Genomic DNA, 13,149 nt, shown 5'->3' with positions numbered 1-13,149 from the left:
TGCTGTATGAAAATCATCGATTGGTACATATTAAAACGCTACTTAGGAACATTCTTTGTAATGATCTTACTATTTGTGCCTATTGGTATTGTGATTGATATTGCTGAAAAAATCAATAAAATTTTAGAAAACGATATTCCTTTAAGCGATGTTTTAAAGTACTACGGCAATTTCACCATATACTTTGCCAATATGTTGTTTCCTATATTTTTGTTTATATCAATTATATGGTTTACATCAAAATTAGCAAGTAATACCGAAATTGTTGCCATTTTAAGTTCAGGTATTTCGTACATGCGTTTTTTGCGTCCGTATATCGTTGGAGCAACATTCATATCTATTTTTGCTTTAATAATGGGAGTTTTCATTGTACCAAAAGCAAGTTTAGGTTATAACGATTTTAGGTACAAATATTTAAAACGAAAAGAAGTTCGCGAAACTCAAAACGTTTTCAAACAAATCAATAAAAACGAATTTATCTACGTAAGCAATTTTAGTTACGATACTAAAACAGGCTATAAATTTACGTTAGAAAAGTTTGATAAATTAAAGTTGGTTTCTAAAGTAAGTGCAGAACGAATTGTTTTTAACGATAGTACTAAAGATTATACTCTGTACGATTATCAAAAAAGAACAGTAGGTTTAAACGATGATAAAATAGAGAAAGAATACGAAAAAAAATTAAAACTACCCTTTGATGTTGATGATTTAACGCCCGCAATCTATGCAGCAGAAACCATGACCTTGAAAGAATTAAACACTTTTATTGAGAAAGAAAAAATGCGAGGTTCTGCAAACATCAGTGCTTATTTGGTAGTTAAATATAAAAAGTACAGTGTACCTGTTTCTGCCTTTATTTTAACCATAATTGCTGTTGCGGTTTCTTCTATGAAAAGGCGTGGCGGTATGGGTGTAAATTTAGCTTTAGGAATTGCACTTGCTTTTACCTACATTTTCTTTGATAAAATCTTTGGTACTTTAGCCGAAGCCTCAAGTATTAATCCTTTATTTGCTGTATGGTTTCCAAATGTTGTTTTTGGTATACTTGCAGTGTATCTTTTAAATAATGCCAAGCGTTAATTTTAAAACTCAATTACATCTTCATTTAATTGTTTTTATTTGGGGGTTTACTGCTATTTTAGGTCAGTTGATATCATTAAATGCATTACCACTTGTTTTTACACGTATTGCAATTTCAATTGTGGTTATTCTAGGCTATTTATTTCTTACAAAAAAAAGCTTAGTATTAAAACCTAAAGATATTTTTCGATTCTTTATTTTTGGTTTTGTGATTGCTATTCATTGGCTCACCTTTTTCTATGCCATAAAAATATCCAATATTTCTATTACACTAGCTTGTATTTCAACAGGTGCCTTTTTTACTTCTATTTTAGAACCTATCTTTTTTAAAAGAAAAATGATTTGGTACGAAGTGTTTTTAGGATGTTTGGTTGTAGTAGGTTTACTGCTTATTTTTCAGTTTGAAACCCAATACAAAATGGGGATTTTAGTAGCATTACTTTCAGCTTTTTTATCAGCATCTTTTTCAATTATCAATGGAAAATTAGCTAATTCATATGATAGCGTAGTAATAAGTTTTTATGAATTGGTAGGAGGTTTGTTTATACTGGCTTGTTTTTTATTTTATCAAGGTGGTTTTACAGCAGCTAACTTTCACTTTCAAGGATATGATTATTTGTGGATAGGTATTTTAGGAACCATTTGTACGGCTTATCCATTTATAGCAACTATTGATATCATGAAATACTTATCGCCTTATACCGTAATGCTTACCATTAATTTAGAGCCTATTTATGGTATCATTTTGGCCGTTATCTTATTTAAAGATCAAGAAAAAATGACAACCGCCTTTTATTTTGGCGCCTTGATCATTTTGTTAACGGTGGCTTTAAATGCCTATTTTAAAAATCGAAAAAAAGCAAACATCTAATAATAAAAGCACTATATTTGTAGCTTCAAAACAAGCAAAAACAACGAGGTTTATGGAGTATTTAGATTTCGAATTACCTATAAAAGAATTAAATGAGCAGTTAGATAAATGTCAAATAATTGGTGAAGAATCAAATGTTGATGTTACGGCTACTTGTAAAAATATCGAGAAAAAGTTAGAAGAAACTAAAAAAGAAATATACGGTAATTTAAATGCATGGCAACGTGTTCAATTATCACGTCATCCAAATCGTCCGTATACATTAGATTACATTAAAGCAATTTGTGGTGATACCTTTTTAGAGCTTTTTGGTGACAGAGGTGTTAAAGATGATAAAGCCATGATTGGTGGTTTAGGTAAAATTGGTGATCAATCTTTCATGTTCATCGGGCAACAAAAAGGAACTAATACCAAAACACGTCAATACCGTAATTTTGGTATGGCAAACCCAGAAGGATATAGAAAAGCGTTACGTTTAATGCGTATGGCAGAAAAATTCAATATTCCTATTGTAACTTTTGTTGATACACCAGGTGCATACCCAGGTTTAGAAGCCGAAGAACGTGGACAGGGAGAAGCTATTGCGCGCAATATTTTTGAAATGTTCCGTATTAAAGTGCCCATTATTGTTATTATTGTTGGTGAAGGTGCATCGGGTGGTGCATTAGGAATTGGAGTTGGCGACAAAGTTTTTATGTTAGAAAACACTTGGTATTCCGTTATTTCTCCAGAATCATGTTCATCTATTTTGTTCCGCAGTTGGGAATATAAAGAAATTGCAGCTGATGCTTTAAAATTAACATCAGTTGATATGAAAAAAAATAAATTGATTGATGATGTAATTCCTGAACCATTAGGAGGTGCTCATTATGACCGTGAAGCAACTTTTAACACAGTTAAAGAAACCATTGTTAAAACATATGCTGATTTAGCTAAAAAGAATATAGATAAATTAATTCATGAACGTATTGAAAAATATGCAAACATGGGTGAGTTTTCTGAATAACAAGCTTTTAAATACTAATAAAAAACCGAACAATTGTTCGGTTTTTTTAGCTTATATCTTCATAATTTAGTAACTTATCAACAACTATAATTTAACCCTTAAAAGGAATAGTTAATAAATTTCATTAGCCAAATCTGATTAAAAAAAGTACATTCGCATAATGGAACAAAAAAAGGTATTTAAACCCAATTATAAAGACAAACAAAATATTATTTCCCTTGAAAAAGGGAAATTACCTCCGCAAGCAGTTGATTTAGAAGAAGCTGTTTTAGGAGCTATGATGATTGATAAAAAAGGGGTTGATGAAGCAATTGACATCTTAAAGCCTGATGCTTTTTATAAAGATGCCCATAGATATATTTACGAAGCAATTGAAATGCTTTTTAAAGCAAGTCAACCTATTGATATTTTAACCGTTTCTACTCAATTACGTAAAAATGGTAAGTTAGATATTGCTGGCGGTGATTTTTATTTAATCAACTTAACGCAAAAAATTGCTTCTTCTGCTCACATTGAATTTCACTCTAGAATTATTCTTCAAAAGTTTATTCAACGCAGTTTGATTAAAATTTCAGCCGAAATTATTGAAGATGCCTACGATGAATCGTCTGATATTTTTGAATTACTAGATCAAGCAGAATCTAAATTATACGATGTTACCCAAGGAAATATCAAAAAAAGTACCGAAACTGCCCAATCATTAGTAGCTCAGGCAAAAAAGCGTATTGAGGATATTGGTAAGCGCGAAGGTTTATCAGGTTTACCAACTGGTTTTCATAAACTAGATGGTTTAACTTCTGGTTGGCAACCATCCGATCTTATTATTATTGCGGCACGTCCTGGTATGGGTAAAACGGCCTTTGTATTATCTATGGCACGTAATATTGCTATTGATGCCAATAAAGGAGTTGCTTTTTTCTCGTTAGAGATGTCGAGTGTACAGTTAATTACCCGTTTAATATCATCGGAAACAGGTTTATCTTCCGAAAAATTAAGAACTGGTAAATTAGAACAACACGAGTGGGAGCAATTAAACGTAAAAGTAAAAGATTTAGAAAAGGCACCTTTGTTTATTGATGATACACCATCTTTATCCATTTTCGATTTACGTGCAAAGGCACGCCGATTAAAATCGCAATACGATATTCAATTAATCATTATCGATTACTTACAGTTGATGACAGCTGGTGGTAATGGTAAAGGAGGAGGAAATCGCGAGCAAGAAATTTCGACTATTTCTCGTAACCTTAAAGGTTTGGCAAAAGAGTTGGATATTCCTGTAATTGCACTTTCTCAGCTTTCACGTGCTGTTGAAACGCGTGGAACTTCTAAACGCCCTTTATTATCCGATCTTCGTGAATCGGGAGCAATTGAGCAAGATGCCGATATTGTATCGTTTATTTACCGACCTGAATATTATAAAATTGATGTTTGGGATGATGAAGAGCAAAGTCCTACAGAAGGTCAGGCAGAATTTATCGTTGCAAAGCACCGTAACGGTGGTTTGGATAACATTCGCTTAAAATTCTTAGGTAAGTTTGGTAAATTTGACAATTTAGATGATTTTGCTACACCTTTTGATGAATTTCCTTCTGCAATGAATGATAAAATCACAAATGATTTACCTTCAGGAGAACAAATTTTTGGAAGCAGTTTCAGCAGTAATTTTAGCAACGATAATGATGTACCGTTTTAAATAAAAAATCCCGAAGTTTAAACTTCGGGATTTTTTTAATCGCGTTTGTACATTTTGTTATACAAATCAAGATATTTCTCTTTAATTTGTTTTCGTTTCAGCTTTAAAGTTGGTGTTAATTCACCACCTTCAATACTCCAAATATCAGGAGTTAATTCAAAAAGTTTAATTTGTTCCCAATGACCAAATTGAGGATTTACACTTTCAATTTCTTTTTTAATAGCCGAAATAATTTCTTTGTTTTCAACTAAATCTTTGTTAGATGATCCAAAATTGATGCCTTTTTCTTTAGCCCAGTTTTTTACATAAGCAAAATCAGGTTGAATAAAAGCGGCTGGCATTTTTTCTCCTTCGCCCACAACCATTATTTGCTCAATAAAACGAGAACTTTTCATAGCGTTTTCAATTACCTGTGGCGCAACATATTTACCACCCGATGTTTTAAACATTTCTTTTTTTCTATCGGTAATTCGTAAAAAGCCATCTTTGTCTAATTCGCCAATATCTTCGGTATGAAAATAACCATCTTTAATTACAGCAGCCGTTTTTTCTTCATCTTTATAATAACCAATCATCACACATGGACTTTTGGTTAAAATTTCGCCATCGGCAGCAATTTTAACTTCAACATTGCTTAAAGGTTTGCCAATAGTCCCAATTTTGTAATTGTTACTAAGAATAGAGTTTACAGAGATAACCGGCGAAGTTTCTGTTAAACCATATCCTTCCATAACCAACATACCTGAGGCAGAAAATATTTTTGCTAGTCTAGGCTGTAATGGGGCAGATCCAGAAACAATTAAATCTAAATGACCACCTAAACCATCTTTCAATTTATTTAAAACTAATTTTTTTGCTGTTTTTAATTGAAATTGATAAAAAGCACCTTGTTCACCAACAATTGTATATTTTTCGGCGACTGAAATTGCCCAAAAGAAGATTTTCTTCTGAAAAAAAGATAGTTTACTACCTTTTTCTATGATTCTATCGTATACTTTTTCTAATAACCTTGGTACAACACACATTACATTTGGCTGAACCTCGTTTACGTTTTCGCCAATTTTATCAATTGATTCGGCAAAATAAATCGATATTCCTCCGTATTGATATAAATACAACAACATACGTTCATACACGTGGCAGCAAGGCAAAAAACTCAATGCTTTGTCTTTTCCGTATTTTAAAGGCACTCTGTCTTGGCAACCTAAAAAGTTTTGAATGATGTTGTTATGAGAAAGCATCACACCTTTGGGCTTTCCTGTTGTGCCCGAAGTGTAAATAATAGAAGCCATATCAGATGATTGAACCTTATTGCGTAAAGCATCAACTTCAGCATCATTTGATAATTTTTTTCCTGCTTCAATTATTTCGCTAAGCGATGTTACATTTTCAATCTTTTCAAAAGAGAAAACTTCTTTTAAAAACTCAAGTTTACTTACTACTTTTTGCGTTTTATCATACAGTTCTTTGTCCGATAAAAAGCACATTTTTGCTTCGCAATGATTGTAAATATACACCAGTTCATCATCAGAAACAGTAGGATAGATAGGAACTGTATGCGCGCCAATTTGTAAAACTGCTTGATCCATTAAGTTCCATTCTGTTCTGTTAGCAGTTGTAATAAGAGCAATTTTATCACCAGGAACGATGCCTATACTTATTAAATATTTAGAAATTTGATTAGCGGTTTCAATAAAATCTTTTGCAGATATACTTTGCCATTTTCCATTGTATTTGGTAGAAAATAAACTATTTAGATTGTATTTTTCGTGTGCATAGTAAGCAACATCAAAAAGGCGTTCAACTTTAATCATACTTAAAAAATTATCAATTAAAAGCAGATTAGACTGTCTGTTAATTGTAATAGTAAAGATATAAAACCAAGCGAACAAAATATTTTTTTTATGGTTTAATTACTAAAAATAATTGCAAATTTGTATTGATTTAAAAGTTAATGATGGTGAAAAAACATAATTTTAGTGCAGGGCCTAGTATTTTACCTCAAGAAGTAATTGAAGAAGCATCAAAAGCAGTTCTTAATTTTAATGATTCAGGACTTTCATTAATTGAAATTTCTCATAGAAGTGATGCTTTTGTAACTGTAATTAATGAAGCACGAAGTTTAGCATTAGAACTTTTGAATTTGCAAAATAAAGGATATACTGCTTTGTTTTTACAAGGAGGGGCAAGTATGGAATTTGTACGTGTGGCTTGTAATTTAATGGGCGTTAACGGAAAAGCAGGCTATGTTAATACTGGTGTTTGGGCTCATAATGCGCAAAATGAAGCCTCTTTTTTTGGCGAAATTGTTGAAGTAGCCTCGTCAAAGAATGAGAATTATACTTCTATTCCTAAAAATATCGAAGTGCCTAAAGATCTTGATTATTTGCATGTTACAAGTAATAATACTATTTACGGAACACAATTTAAAGAGTTTCCTAAAGTAACCATTCCTTTGGTTTGTGATATGAGTTCTGATATCTTTTCAAGAGTTATCGATTATTCTCAATTCGCTATTATTTATGCAGGTGCGCAAAAAAACATTGGAGCTGCTGGCGTAAATCTTGTAATTGTTAAAAATGATGTTTTAGGAAAAGTAAATAGGGCAATTCCTAATATTATGAATTATCAAAAGCATATTGATAAAGAAAGTATGTACAATACGCCATCGGTTTTTGCCGTTTATACTTGCTATTTAACTTTAAAGTGGCTTAAAAATTTAGGTGGAGTTAAGGCTATTGAGCAAAAAAATAATGCCAAGGCAAATTTGTTATATTCTGAAATTGATAGAAATAGTTTGTTTACGAGAACCGCCAAAATAGAAGATAGATCTTTAATGAATGTTACTTTTACTTTAAATAGTGCAGATTTACAAGAACAATTTGATGCTTTTTGGAAAAGTGCTGATATAAATGGTTTAAACGGACATAGATTAGTAGGCGGTTACAGAGCGTCTATTTACAATGCAATGCCTTATGAAAGTGTACTGCATTTGGTACAAACACTTCAAAAGTTTGAAGAGGTTTATGGATAAAAGTTTTTTAATACGGGTAAGAACAAATTAATCATCTAACTTTCTCAAATATTAAGCATCTCTAATTTTAGAGATGCTTTTCTTTTATATCTTTGTTAAATGGAGTTTTTTATTGATGTTATTATCCCATTAACACTTACTAGCACTTTTACTTACAGTGTAACAAAAGCCGAATACGAGTTTGTGAAAATTGGTACACGTGTGGTGGTACCTTTTGGTAAACGGTTAACGTATACAGGCGTTATTGTTAAAAAACATCAAGAAAAACCTTTACTGTATGATGCTAAAGAAATTGTAACTATTGTTGATGATGAACCTCTTATAACATCAAAACAAATCGATTTTTGGCAATGGATAGCTTCTTATTATATGTGTACGCTGGGAGAAGTTTTTAAAGCGGCACTTCCTTCGGCTTTTTTATTAGAAAGCGAAACCATTATTACATTAAATACTAAAACAATTGTTGCTGATGATTTGTTAAACGATGAAGAGTTTATTTTGTATGAAGTTTTACAAAAACAGCCCATTTTAAAGTTGGATGAGGTTCAGAAAATTTTAAACAAAAAAAAGGTTTTTCATATTGTTGATGCATTATTGCAGAAGAATATATTGTATTTAAATGAGCATTTATCAGAAAGTTACAAACCCAAGTTAATAAAATACGTTAAACTAAATGAACGCTTTGCTCAAGAGGCTGATTTAATATATTTATTAGACAAAGAATTAAAAACAGATAAACAAAGAGCGCTTGTTTTAAAGTATTTTCAGTTATCTAAGCCAAATGAACCTTTATTGTTAAAAGAGTTAGTAAAAGAAGCTCAGGTTTCAAAAGCTGTTTTTAGTGGATTAGAAAAAAAAGAGATTTTTAATACCTACGATTTAGCACAAGATCGTGTACAATTTAATGAAGCTTTTATTGATGAAGTCGTTTTGTCTGATGAACAAGAAACAGCTTTTCAATCAATTTTAGAACAGTTTAAAAAATTCGATGTTACTCTTTTAAATGGAGTAACGGGTTCTGGTAAAACAGAAATTTATCTTCAACTAATAAAAAAAGCAATTCAGAATAACGAACAAGTTTTATTCTTGGTGCCAGAAATAGCATTAACAACGCAGTTGGTACAACGCTTAACAAGTTATTTTGGAAATCATGTGGCTGTTTACAATTCTAAATATTCAGAAAATGAAAGGGTAGAAGTGTACCATCATGTTTTAAATAATCATGAAAATGCAAAAATTGTTATCGGTTCTCGCTCATCAATCTTTTTACCTTTTCAAAATTTAGGATTAATTATTATAGATGAAGAACACGAAGCAACATATAAACAAGCCAATCCAGCGCCTCGTTATCATGCGCGCGATGCTGCAGTAGTTTTAGCGCAACAATTCAAATCAAAAGTTTTACTAGGTTCAGCTACGCCAAGTTTAGAAAGTTATTACAATAGTTATCAAAATAAATACGGCTTTGTGCAATTAACCAAGCGTTACGGCAATGCTCAACTTCCTGATATTGTTTTGGTTGATATTAAAGAGGCAAAAAAGCGTAAAGAAATGAATGGTTTTTTTAGCATTAAAATGATAGATGCTATTAATGACGCTCTTTATAATGGAGAACAAGTTTTATTATTTCAAAACAGACGAGGGTTTGCGCCAGTTTTAGAATGTTTAACCTGTGGGCACATTCCCCATTGTACATCATGCGATGTAAGTTTAACATACTATAAAAATAAAAACCTATTAAAATGTCATTATTGTGGCTATACTATAGCTTTGCCAAGTGCTTGCCATGTATGCCATAGTCATGAATTATCTACAAAAGGTTTAGGAACAGAACAAATTGAAGATACATTAAAGGTTTTGTATCCCAATAAGCACATTGCCCGAATGGATCAAGACACAACGCGAGGAAAATTTGCTTTTGAAAAACTTATCGATGCTTTTAAAAACAATGAAATTGATATTATGGTAGGCACACAAATGCTTGCTAAAGGACTCGATTTTGAGAATGTTTCTTTAGTTGGAATAATGAATGCAGATACTATGCTTGGTTTTCCCGATTTTAGATCATACGAGCGTGCGTTTCAATTAATGGTTCAGGTATCAGGTAGGGCAGGAAGAAAAGAAAAGCAAGGAAAAGTGCTTATTCAAACGCATAATCCGTACCACAATACCATACAGCAAGTTACCAGAAATGATTATCAAGCAATGTTTAAAGAACAAATGTACGAACGTTTAAATTTTAAATATCCGCCCTTTTATCGACTAATTCGCTTGCAATTAAAACACGTGAATTACGAAAAAGTTAAAAATGCTTCAGAATGGCTTGCGCAACATATTCGTATTCATGTGAAAGGAGTAATTGTTTTAGGACCTCAAGAACCTGCAATCAATAGAATTCGAAATCAGTACATTCAAATAATTCTTATAAAACTACCAGTAAATAAAGCAAGTACACCGCTTAAACAAGCTATTCAAAAAAGTATTAATAGTTTAGACAGTATTGGTGTTTATAAAGCAGTAAAAACAACCATTAATGTTGATTTTTATTAGAATGTTAGTGCGAAGTGGTATTTGAAGCCTGATGTTTAATTTCTTTTCAATTATTCATAATAAAAAACTTCAAAACCATTTGTTTAAAACAATAAACTGTTATATATTTGCACCCAATTTTATAACAAAATAAATTTATTGATTATGAATCATTATGAAACTGTTTTCATTTTGAATCCCGTTTTATCTGAAACTCAGGTAAAGGAAACAGTAGAGAAATTTCAAGAATTTCTTGCTTCTAAAGGGGCTAAAATGGTATCAAAAGAAGATTGGGGCTTAAAAAAATTAGCTTACGAAATTCAAAACAAAAAAAGTGGTTTTTACCATTTGTTCGAGTACACTGTAGCTGGTGACGCTATTATTGGTTTAGAAACTGAATTCCGTCGCGATGAGCGCGTTATGCGTTTCTTAACTGTAGCTTTAGACAAACATGCTATTTCTTGGGCTGAGAGAAGAAGAGAGAAATTAAAAACTAAAAAAGCGTAATTATCATGTCAAACATTGAGCAATCTGCAAAAGGTAAAAAAGACGGAGATATTAGATATTTAACGCCTTTAAACATTGAAACTAATAAAACTAAAAAGTACTGTCGTTTCAAAAAATCTGGAATCAAATACATCGATTATAAAGATGCTGATTTCTTATTAAAATTCGTTAACGAGCAAGGTAAAATTTTACCTCGTCGTTTAACTGGTACTTCTTTAAAATACCAAAGAAAAGTATCTGTTGCTGTAAAACGTGCACGTCACTTAGCTTTAATGCCATACGTAGCAGATTTATTAAAATAATTCAATTAAACTATAGTTGGTGGTTTCTGTTTTGCAGAACCTAACTTCTAATTAAAAAAGGACAACAACATGGAAATTATCTTAAAACAAGACGTTAACAAATTAGGATTTAAAGACGATGTAGTAACTGTTAAACCAGGATACGGTCGTAATTTTTTAATTCCTCAAGGAATGGCTGTATTAGCTACTCCTTCTGCAAAAAAAGTTTTAGCTGAGAACTTAAAACAAAGAGCTCACAAAGAAGCTAAATTAATTGCAGATGCTAACGCAATTGCTGAAGCTTTAAAAGCTTTAGAAATTAAAATTGCTGTTAAAGCAGGTGGTGAAAAATTATTCGGATCGGTTACAAATTCTGATATCGCTGCAGCTTTAGAGTCTAACGGACAAGCAATTGATCGTAAATTCATCACTTCAGGTACTATTAAACGTACTGGTAAATATACAGCTAATGTACGTTTACACCGTGATGTAATTGTAGAATTACCTTATGAAGTAGTTGCTGCTGAGTAATTAGTGGTAAATATCATATAAAAAACCTTCTCAATTTGAGGAGGTTTTTTTATTTTTAAAGAAACTTTTTTTATGGATATTCTTAGTTTAAACAAGCAATTACAAAACAATACAACTACCATTTCAGTTGCTACGTATACATCTCCTTTGGGTGAAATGTTTTTGGGTGCAGTTGATAAAGGAATTTGTTTGGTTGAGTTTCATGACAGAATTCGATTAGAAGAAACATTGCTTGCTTTAGCTAAAAATTTAAATGCACAATTTGTTGAAGATGAACATAAACATCATTTTAATTTAAAGAACGAATTAGATCTTTATTTTCAACAGAAGCTTCAGCAATTTACCATACCGTTGGTATTAACAGGAACTGAGTTTCAACAAAGAGTGTTTCAATCGTTAATAGATATTCCTTTCGGAAACACATCAACCTACAAAAAACAGGCAACTCTTTTGGGCGATGTAAAAGCTATTAGAGCAGTAGCTACAGCAAATGGTTTAAATAAAATAGCCATTGTGGTTCCTTGCCATCGCATTATTGGGTCTGATGGATCAATGGTTGGTTATGCAGGTGGTATTCATAGAAAAAAAGCTTTGTTGCAATTAGAGGGTGCTTTACCGCAAAATCAATTGGCTTTATTTTAAATTATGAGTGAGCTTGATGTAAAAAAATTCAATCGTATATTAAGTATTTATGTACAATTGCAATCTCGAAACTTCATAACGGCGCAACAATTTGCCGATCGTTATGAGGTAAGTGTACGTACTATTTATCGTGATATAAAAGCTTTAGAAAATGCGGGAATTCCTATTTATAATGAACAAGGTAAAGGCTATGCTTTAGTTGAAGGATATCGAATTCCACCCACCATTTTTACCAAAGAAGAAGCTTTAAGTTTTGTAGTTGCTGAAAAATTAGTTGATAAATATGCTGATAAAAAGCTGAGCTTTAACTTTTCATCTGCGTTACATAAAATGAAAGCTATTTTACGTACCAGCGAAAAAGAGAATGTGGCTTTAATAGAAGATAAATTGTTGATTTTTGATACAACATCAGAAAATTCAAACGAAGTTTTATCGATTTTGTTAGAAAGTATCGTGGCTAAACTACAAATTGAAGTAGAATATCAAAAGCCATCATCTTATATTGGCGAATTAAGAACGTTAGAGCCTATTGGTATTTTTTACGAAAACGATTATTGGTATTTTATGGCTTATTGTCATTTACGTAACGATTACCGTCAGTTTAGAATAGACAGAGTTCAAAATATAAATAAAATGGCGATTGGTTTTACTTTGCTTCATCAACCTTTGGAATATTTTTTAGAAAAGAAGAAAGAAAAAGTAGAAGAAAAAATTACTGTTAAAATTTTAGCTCCAAGAAAATCAGCACATTATTTCAATTGGGATAGAATGAGTTATGGTTTTGTACGTGAAGAAGTCATAGGCGATTTTGTTGAACTTACTTTTGAAACAAGCACAAAATTAGATTATTTTGCCCGATGGTTTTTAATGTACAGTGTTGAAGCACAAATTACAACGCCTTTAGAATTAAAGCTTATGGTTAAAGATTTACTACAAAAAGCAATTGATAAAGTATAAAAAAAGAGAGCATTT

At 31.6% G+C, this 13,149-nt stretch carries 12 protein-coding genes; 11 read left to right on the top strand and 1 reads right to left on the bottom strand.

Annotated features, from left to right (window positions below; all coding sequences use genetic code 11):
- Positions 1 to 6 precede the first annotated feature (6 nt).
- The 4 genes from H1R17_RS13235 to dnaB all read left to right on the top strand — a co-directional run bounded on the left by H1R17_RS13235 (position 7) and on the right by dnaB (position 4,653).
- Positions 7 to 1,080, top strand: a complete 1,074-nt coding sequence (locus H1R17_RS13235) for an LptF/LptG family permease (RefSeq protein ID WP_163430840.1) — start codon at positions 7 to 9, stop codon at positions 1,078 to 1,080.
- The gene (locus H1R17_RS13230; RefSeq protein WP_163430841.1) at positions 1,067 to 1,951 is read left to right on the top strand and encodes a DMT family transporter; all 885 of its coding nucleotides are present in this window, start codon (positions 1,067 to 1,069) and stop codon (positions 1,949 to 1,951) included. Before H1R17_RS13235 ends, H1R17_RS13230 begins: the two co-directional genes overlap by 14 nt.
- A gap of 52 nt (positions 1,952 to 2,003) precedes the next feature.
- The gene (locus H1R17_RS13225) at positions 2,004 to 2,957 is read left to right on the top strand and encodes an acetyl-CoA carboxylase carboxyltransferase subunit alpha (RefSeq protein ID WP_163430842.1); all 954 of its coding nucleotides are present in this window, start codon (positions 2,004 to 2,006) and stop codon (positions 2,955 to 2,957) included.
- Between the two features lie 160 nt (positions 2,958 to 3,117).
- Positions 3,118 to 4,653, top strand: coding sequence for a replicative DNA helicase (gene dnaB / locus H1R17_RS13220; RefSeq protein WP_163430843.1), 1,536 nt, complete (start codon positions 3,118 to 3,120; stop codon positions 4,651 to 4,653).
- A gap of 35 nt (positions 4,654 to 4,688) precedes the next feature.
- Here the strand turns inward: dnaB and H1R17_RS13215 are convergent, their stop codons facing one another.
- Positions 4,689 to 6,467 carry a long-chain fatty acid--CoA ligase gene (locus tag H1R17_RS13215; protein ID WP_163430844.1) on the bottom strand — a complete coding sequence of 593 codons (1,779 nt, stop codon included), beginning with the start codon at positions 6,465 to 6,467 and terminating at the stop codon, positions 4,689 to 4,691.
- Positions 6,468 to 6,613: 146 nt separating this feature from the next.
- On the opposite strand from H1R17_RS13215, the gene serC reads away from it, so the two are divergent.
- From serC to H1R17_RS13180, 7 genes are all read left to right on the top strand, one after another.
- Positions 6,614 to 7,687, top strand: coding sequence for a 3-phosphoserine/phosphohydroxythreonine transaminase (serC, locus tag H1R17_RS13210; protein WP_163430958.1), 1,074 nt, complete (start codon positions 6,614 to 6,616; stop codon positions 7,685 to 7,687).
- Positions 7,688 to 7,786: 99 nt separating this feature from the next.
- Entirely contained in the window at positions 7,787 to 10,237 is a 2,451-nt protein-coding gene (gene priA / locus H1R17_RS13205) for a primosomal protein N' (protein ID WP_163430845.1), read from the top strand.
- 144 nt (positions 10,238 to 10,381) lie between these two features.
- Positions 10,382 to 10,723: a 30S ribosomal protein S6 gene (rpsF, locus tag H1R17_RS13200; protein WP_163430846.1), complete on the top strand. Its 342-nt coding sequence runs from the start codon at positions 10,382 to 10,384 to the stop codon at positions 10,721 to 10,723.
- Positions 10,724 to 10,728: 5 nt separating this feature from the next.
- A complete protein-coding gene (rpsR, locus tag H1R17_RS13195) occupies positions 10,729 to 11,025 on the top strand; it encodes a 30S ribosomal protein S18 (RefSeq protein ID WP_091096943.1) in 297 nt (98 codons plus the stop codon).
- A gap of 69 nt (positions 11,026 to 11,094) precedes the next feature.
- Positions 11,095 to 11,535: a 50S ribosomal protein L9 gene (gene rplI, locus H1R17_RS13190; RefSeq protein ID WP_163430847.1), complete on the top strand. Its 441-nt coding sequence runs from the start codon at positions 11,095 to 11,097 to the stop codon at positions 11,533 to 11,535.
- 72 nt (positions 11,536 to 11,607) lie between these two features.
- A complete protein-coding gene (locus H1R17_RS13185; protein ID WP_163430848.1) occupies positions 11,608 to 12,177 on the top strand; it encodes a methylated-DNA--[protein]-cysteine S-methyltransferase in 570 nt (189 codons plus the stop codon).
- A gap of 3 nt (positions 12,178 to 12,180) precedes the next feature.
- Positions 12,181 to 13,134, top strand: coding sequence for a YafY family protein (locus H1R17_RS13180; protein WP_163430849.1), 954 nt, complete (start codon positions 12,181 to 12,183; stop codon positions 13,132 to 13,134).
- Positions 13,135 to 13,149 lie beyond the last annotated feature (15 nt).

Source organism: Flavobacterium sp. xlx-214, from assembly GCF_013874595.1.
GTDB lineage: Bacteria > Bacteroidota > Bacteroidia > Flavobacteriales > Flavobacteriaceae > Flavobacterium.
Note: the sequence above shows the minus strand (reverse complement) of the source record. Positions and strands in the feature narration are given on the sequence as shown.

What these genes read in the sequence shown, in the direction of transcription:
- H1R17_RS13235 (WP_163430840.1), top strand. Translation starts at nt 7, where the DNA reads ATGAAAATCATCGATTGGTACATATTAAAACGCTACTTAGGAACATTC.
- H1R17_RS13230 (WP_163430841.1), top strand. Translation starts at nt 1,067, where the DNA reads ATGCCAAGCGTTAATTTTAAAACTCAATTACATCTTCATTTAATTGTT.
- H1R17_RS13225 (WP_163430842.1), top strand. Translation starts at nt 2,004, where the DNA reads ATGGAGTATTTAGATTTCGAATTACCTATAAAAGAATTAAATGAGCAG.
- dnaB (WP_163430843.1), top strand. Translation starts at nt 3,118, where the DNA reads ATGGAACAAAAAAAGGTATTTAAACCCAATTATAAAGACAAACAAAAT.
- H1R17_RS13215 (WP_163430844.1), bottom strand. Translation starts at nt 6,467, where the DNA reads ATGATTAAAGTTGAACGCCTTTTTGATGTTGCTTACTATGCACACGAA.
- priA (WP_163430845.1), top strand. Translation starts at nt 7,787, where the DNA reads ATGGAGTTTTTTATTGATGTTATTATCCCATTAACACTTACTAGCACT.
- rpsF (WP_163430846.1), top strand. Translation starts at nt 10,382, where the DNA reads ATGAATCATTATGAAACTGTTTTCATTTTGAATCCCGTTTTATCTGAA.
- rpsR (WP_091096943.1), top strand. Translation starts at nt 10,729, where the DNA reads ATGTCAAACATTGAGCAATCTGCAAAAGGTAAAAAAGACGGAGATATT.
- rplI (WP_163430847.1), top strand. Translation starts at nt 11,095, where the DNA reads ATGGAAATTATCTTAAAACAAGACGTTAACAAATTAGGATTTAAAGAC.
- H1R17_RS13185 (WP_163430848.1), top strand. Translation starts at nt 11,608, where the DNA reads ATGGATATTCTTAGTTTAAACAAGCAATTACAAAACAATACAACTACC.
- H1R17_RS13180 (WP_163430849.1), top strand. Translation starts at nt 12,181, where the DNA reads ATGAGTGAGCTTGATGTAAAAAAATTCAATCGTATATTAAGTATTTAT.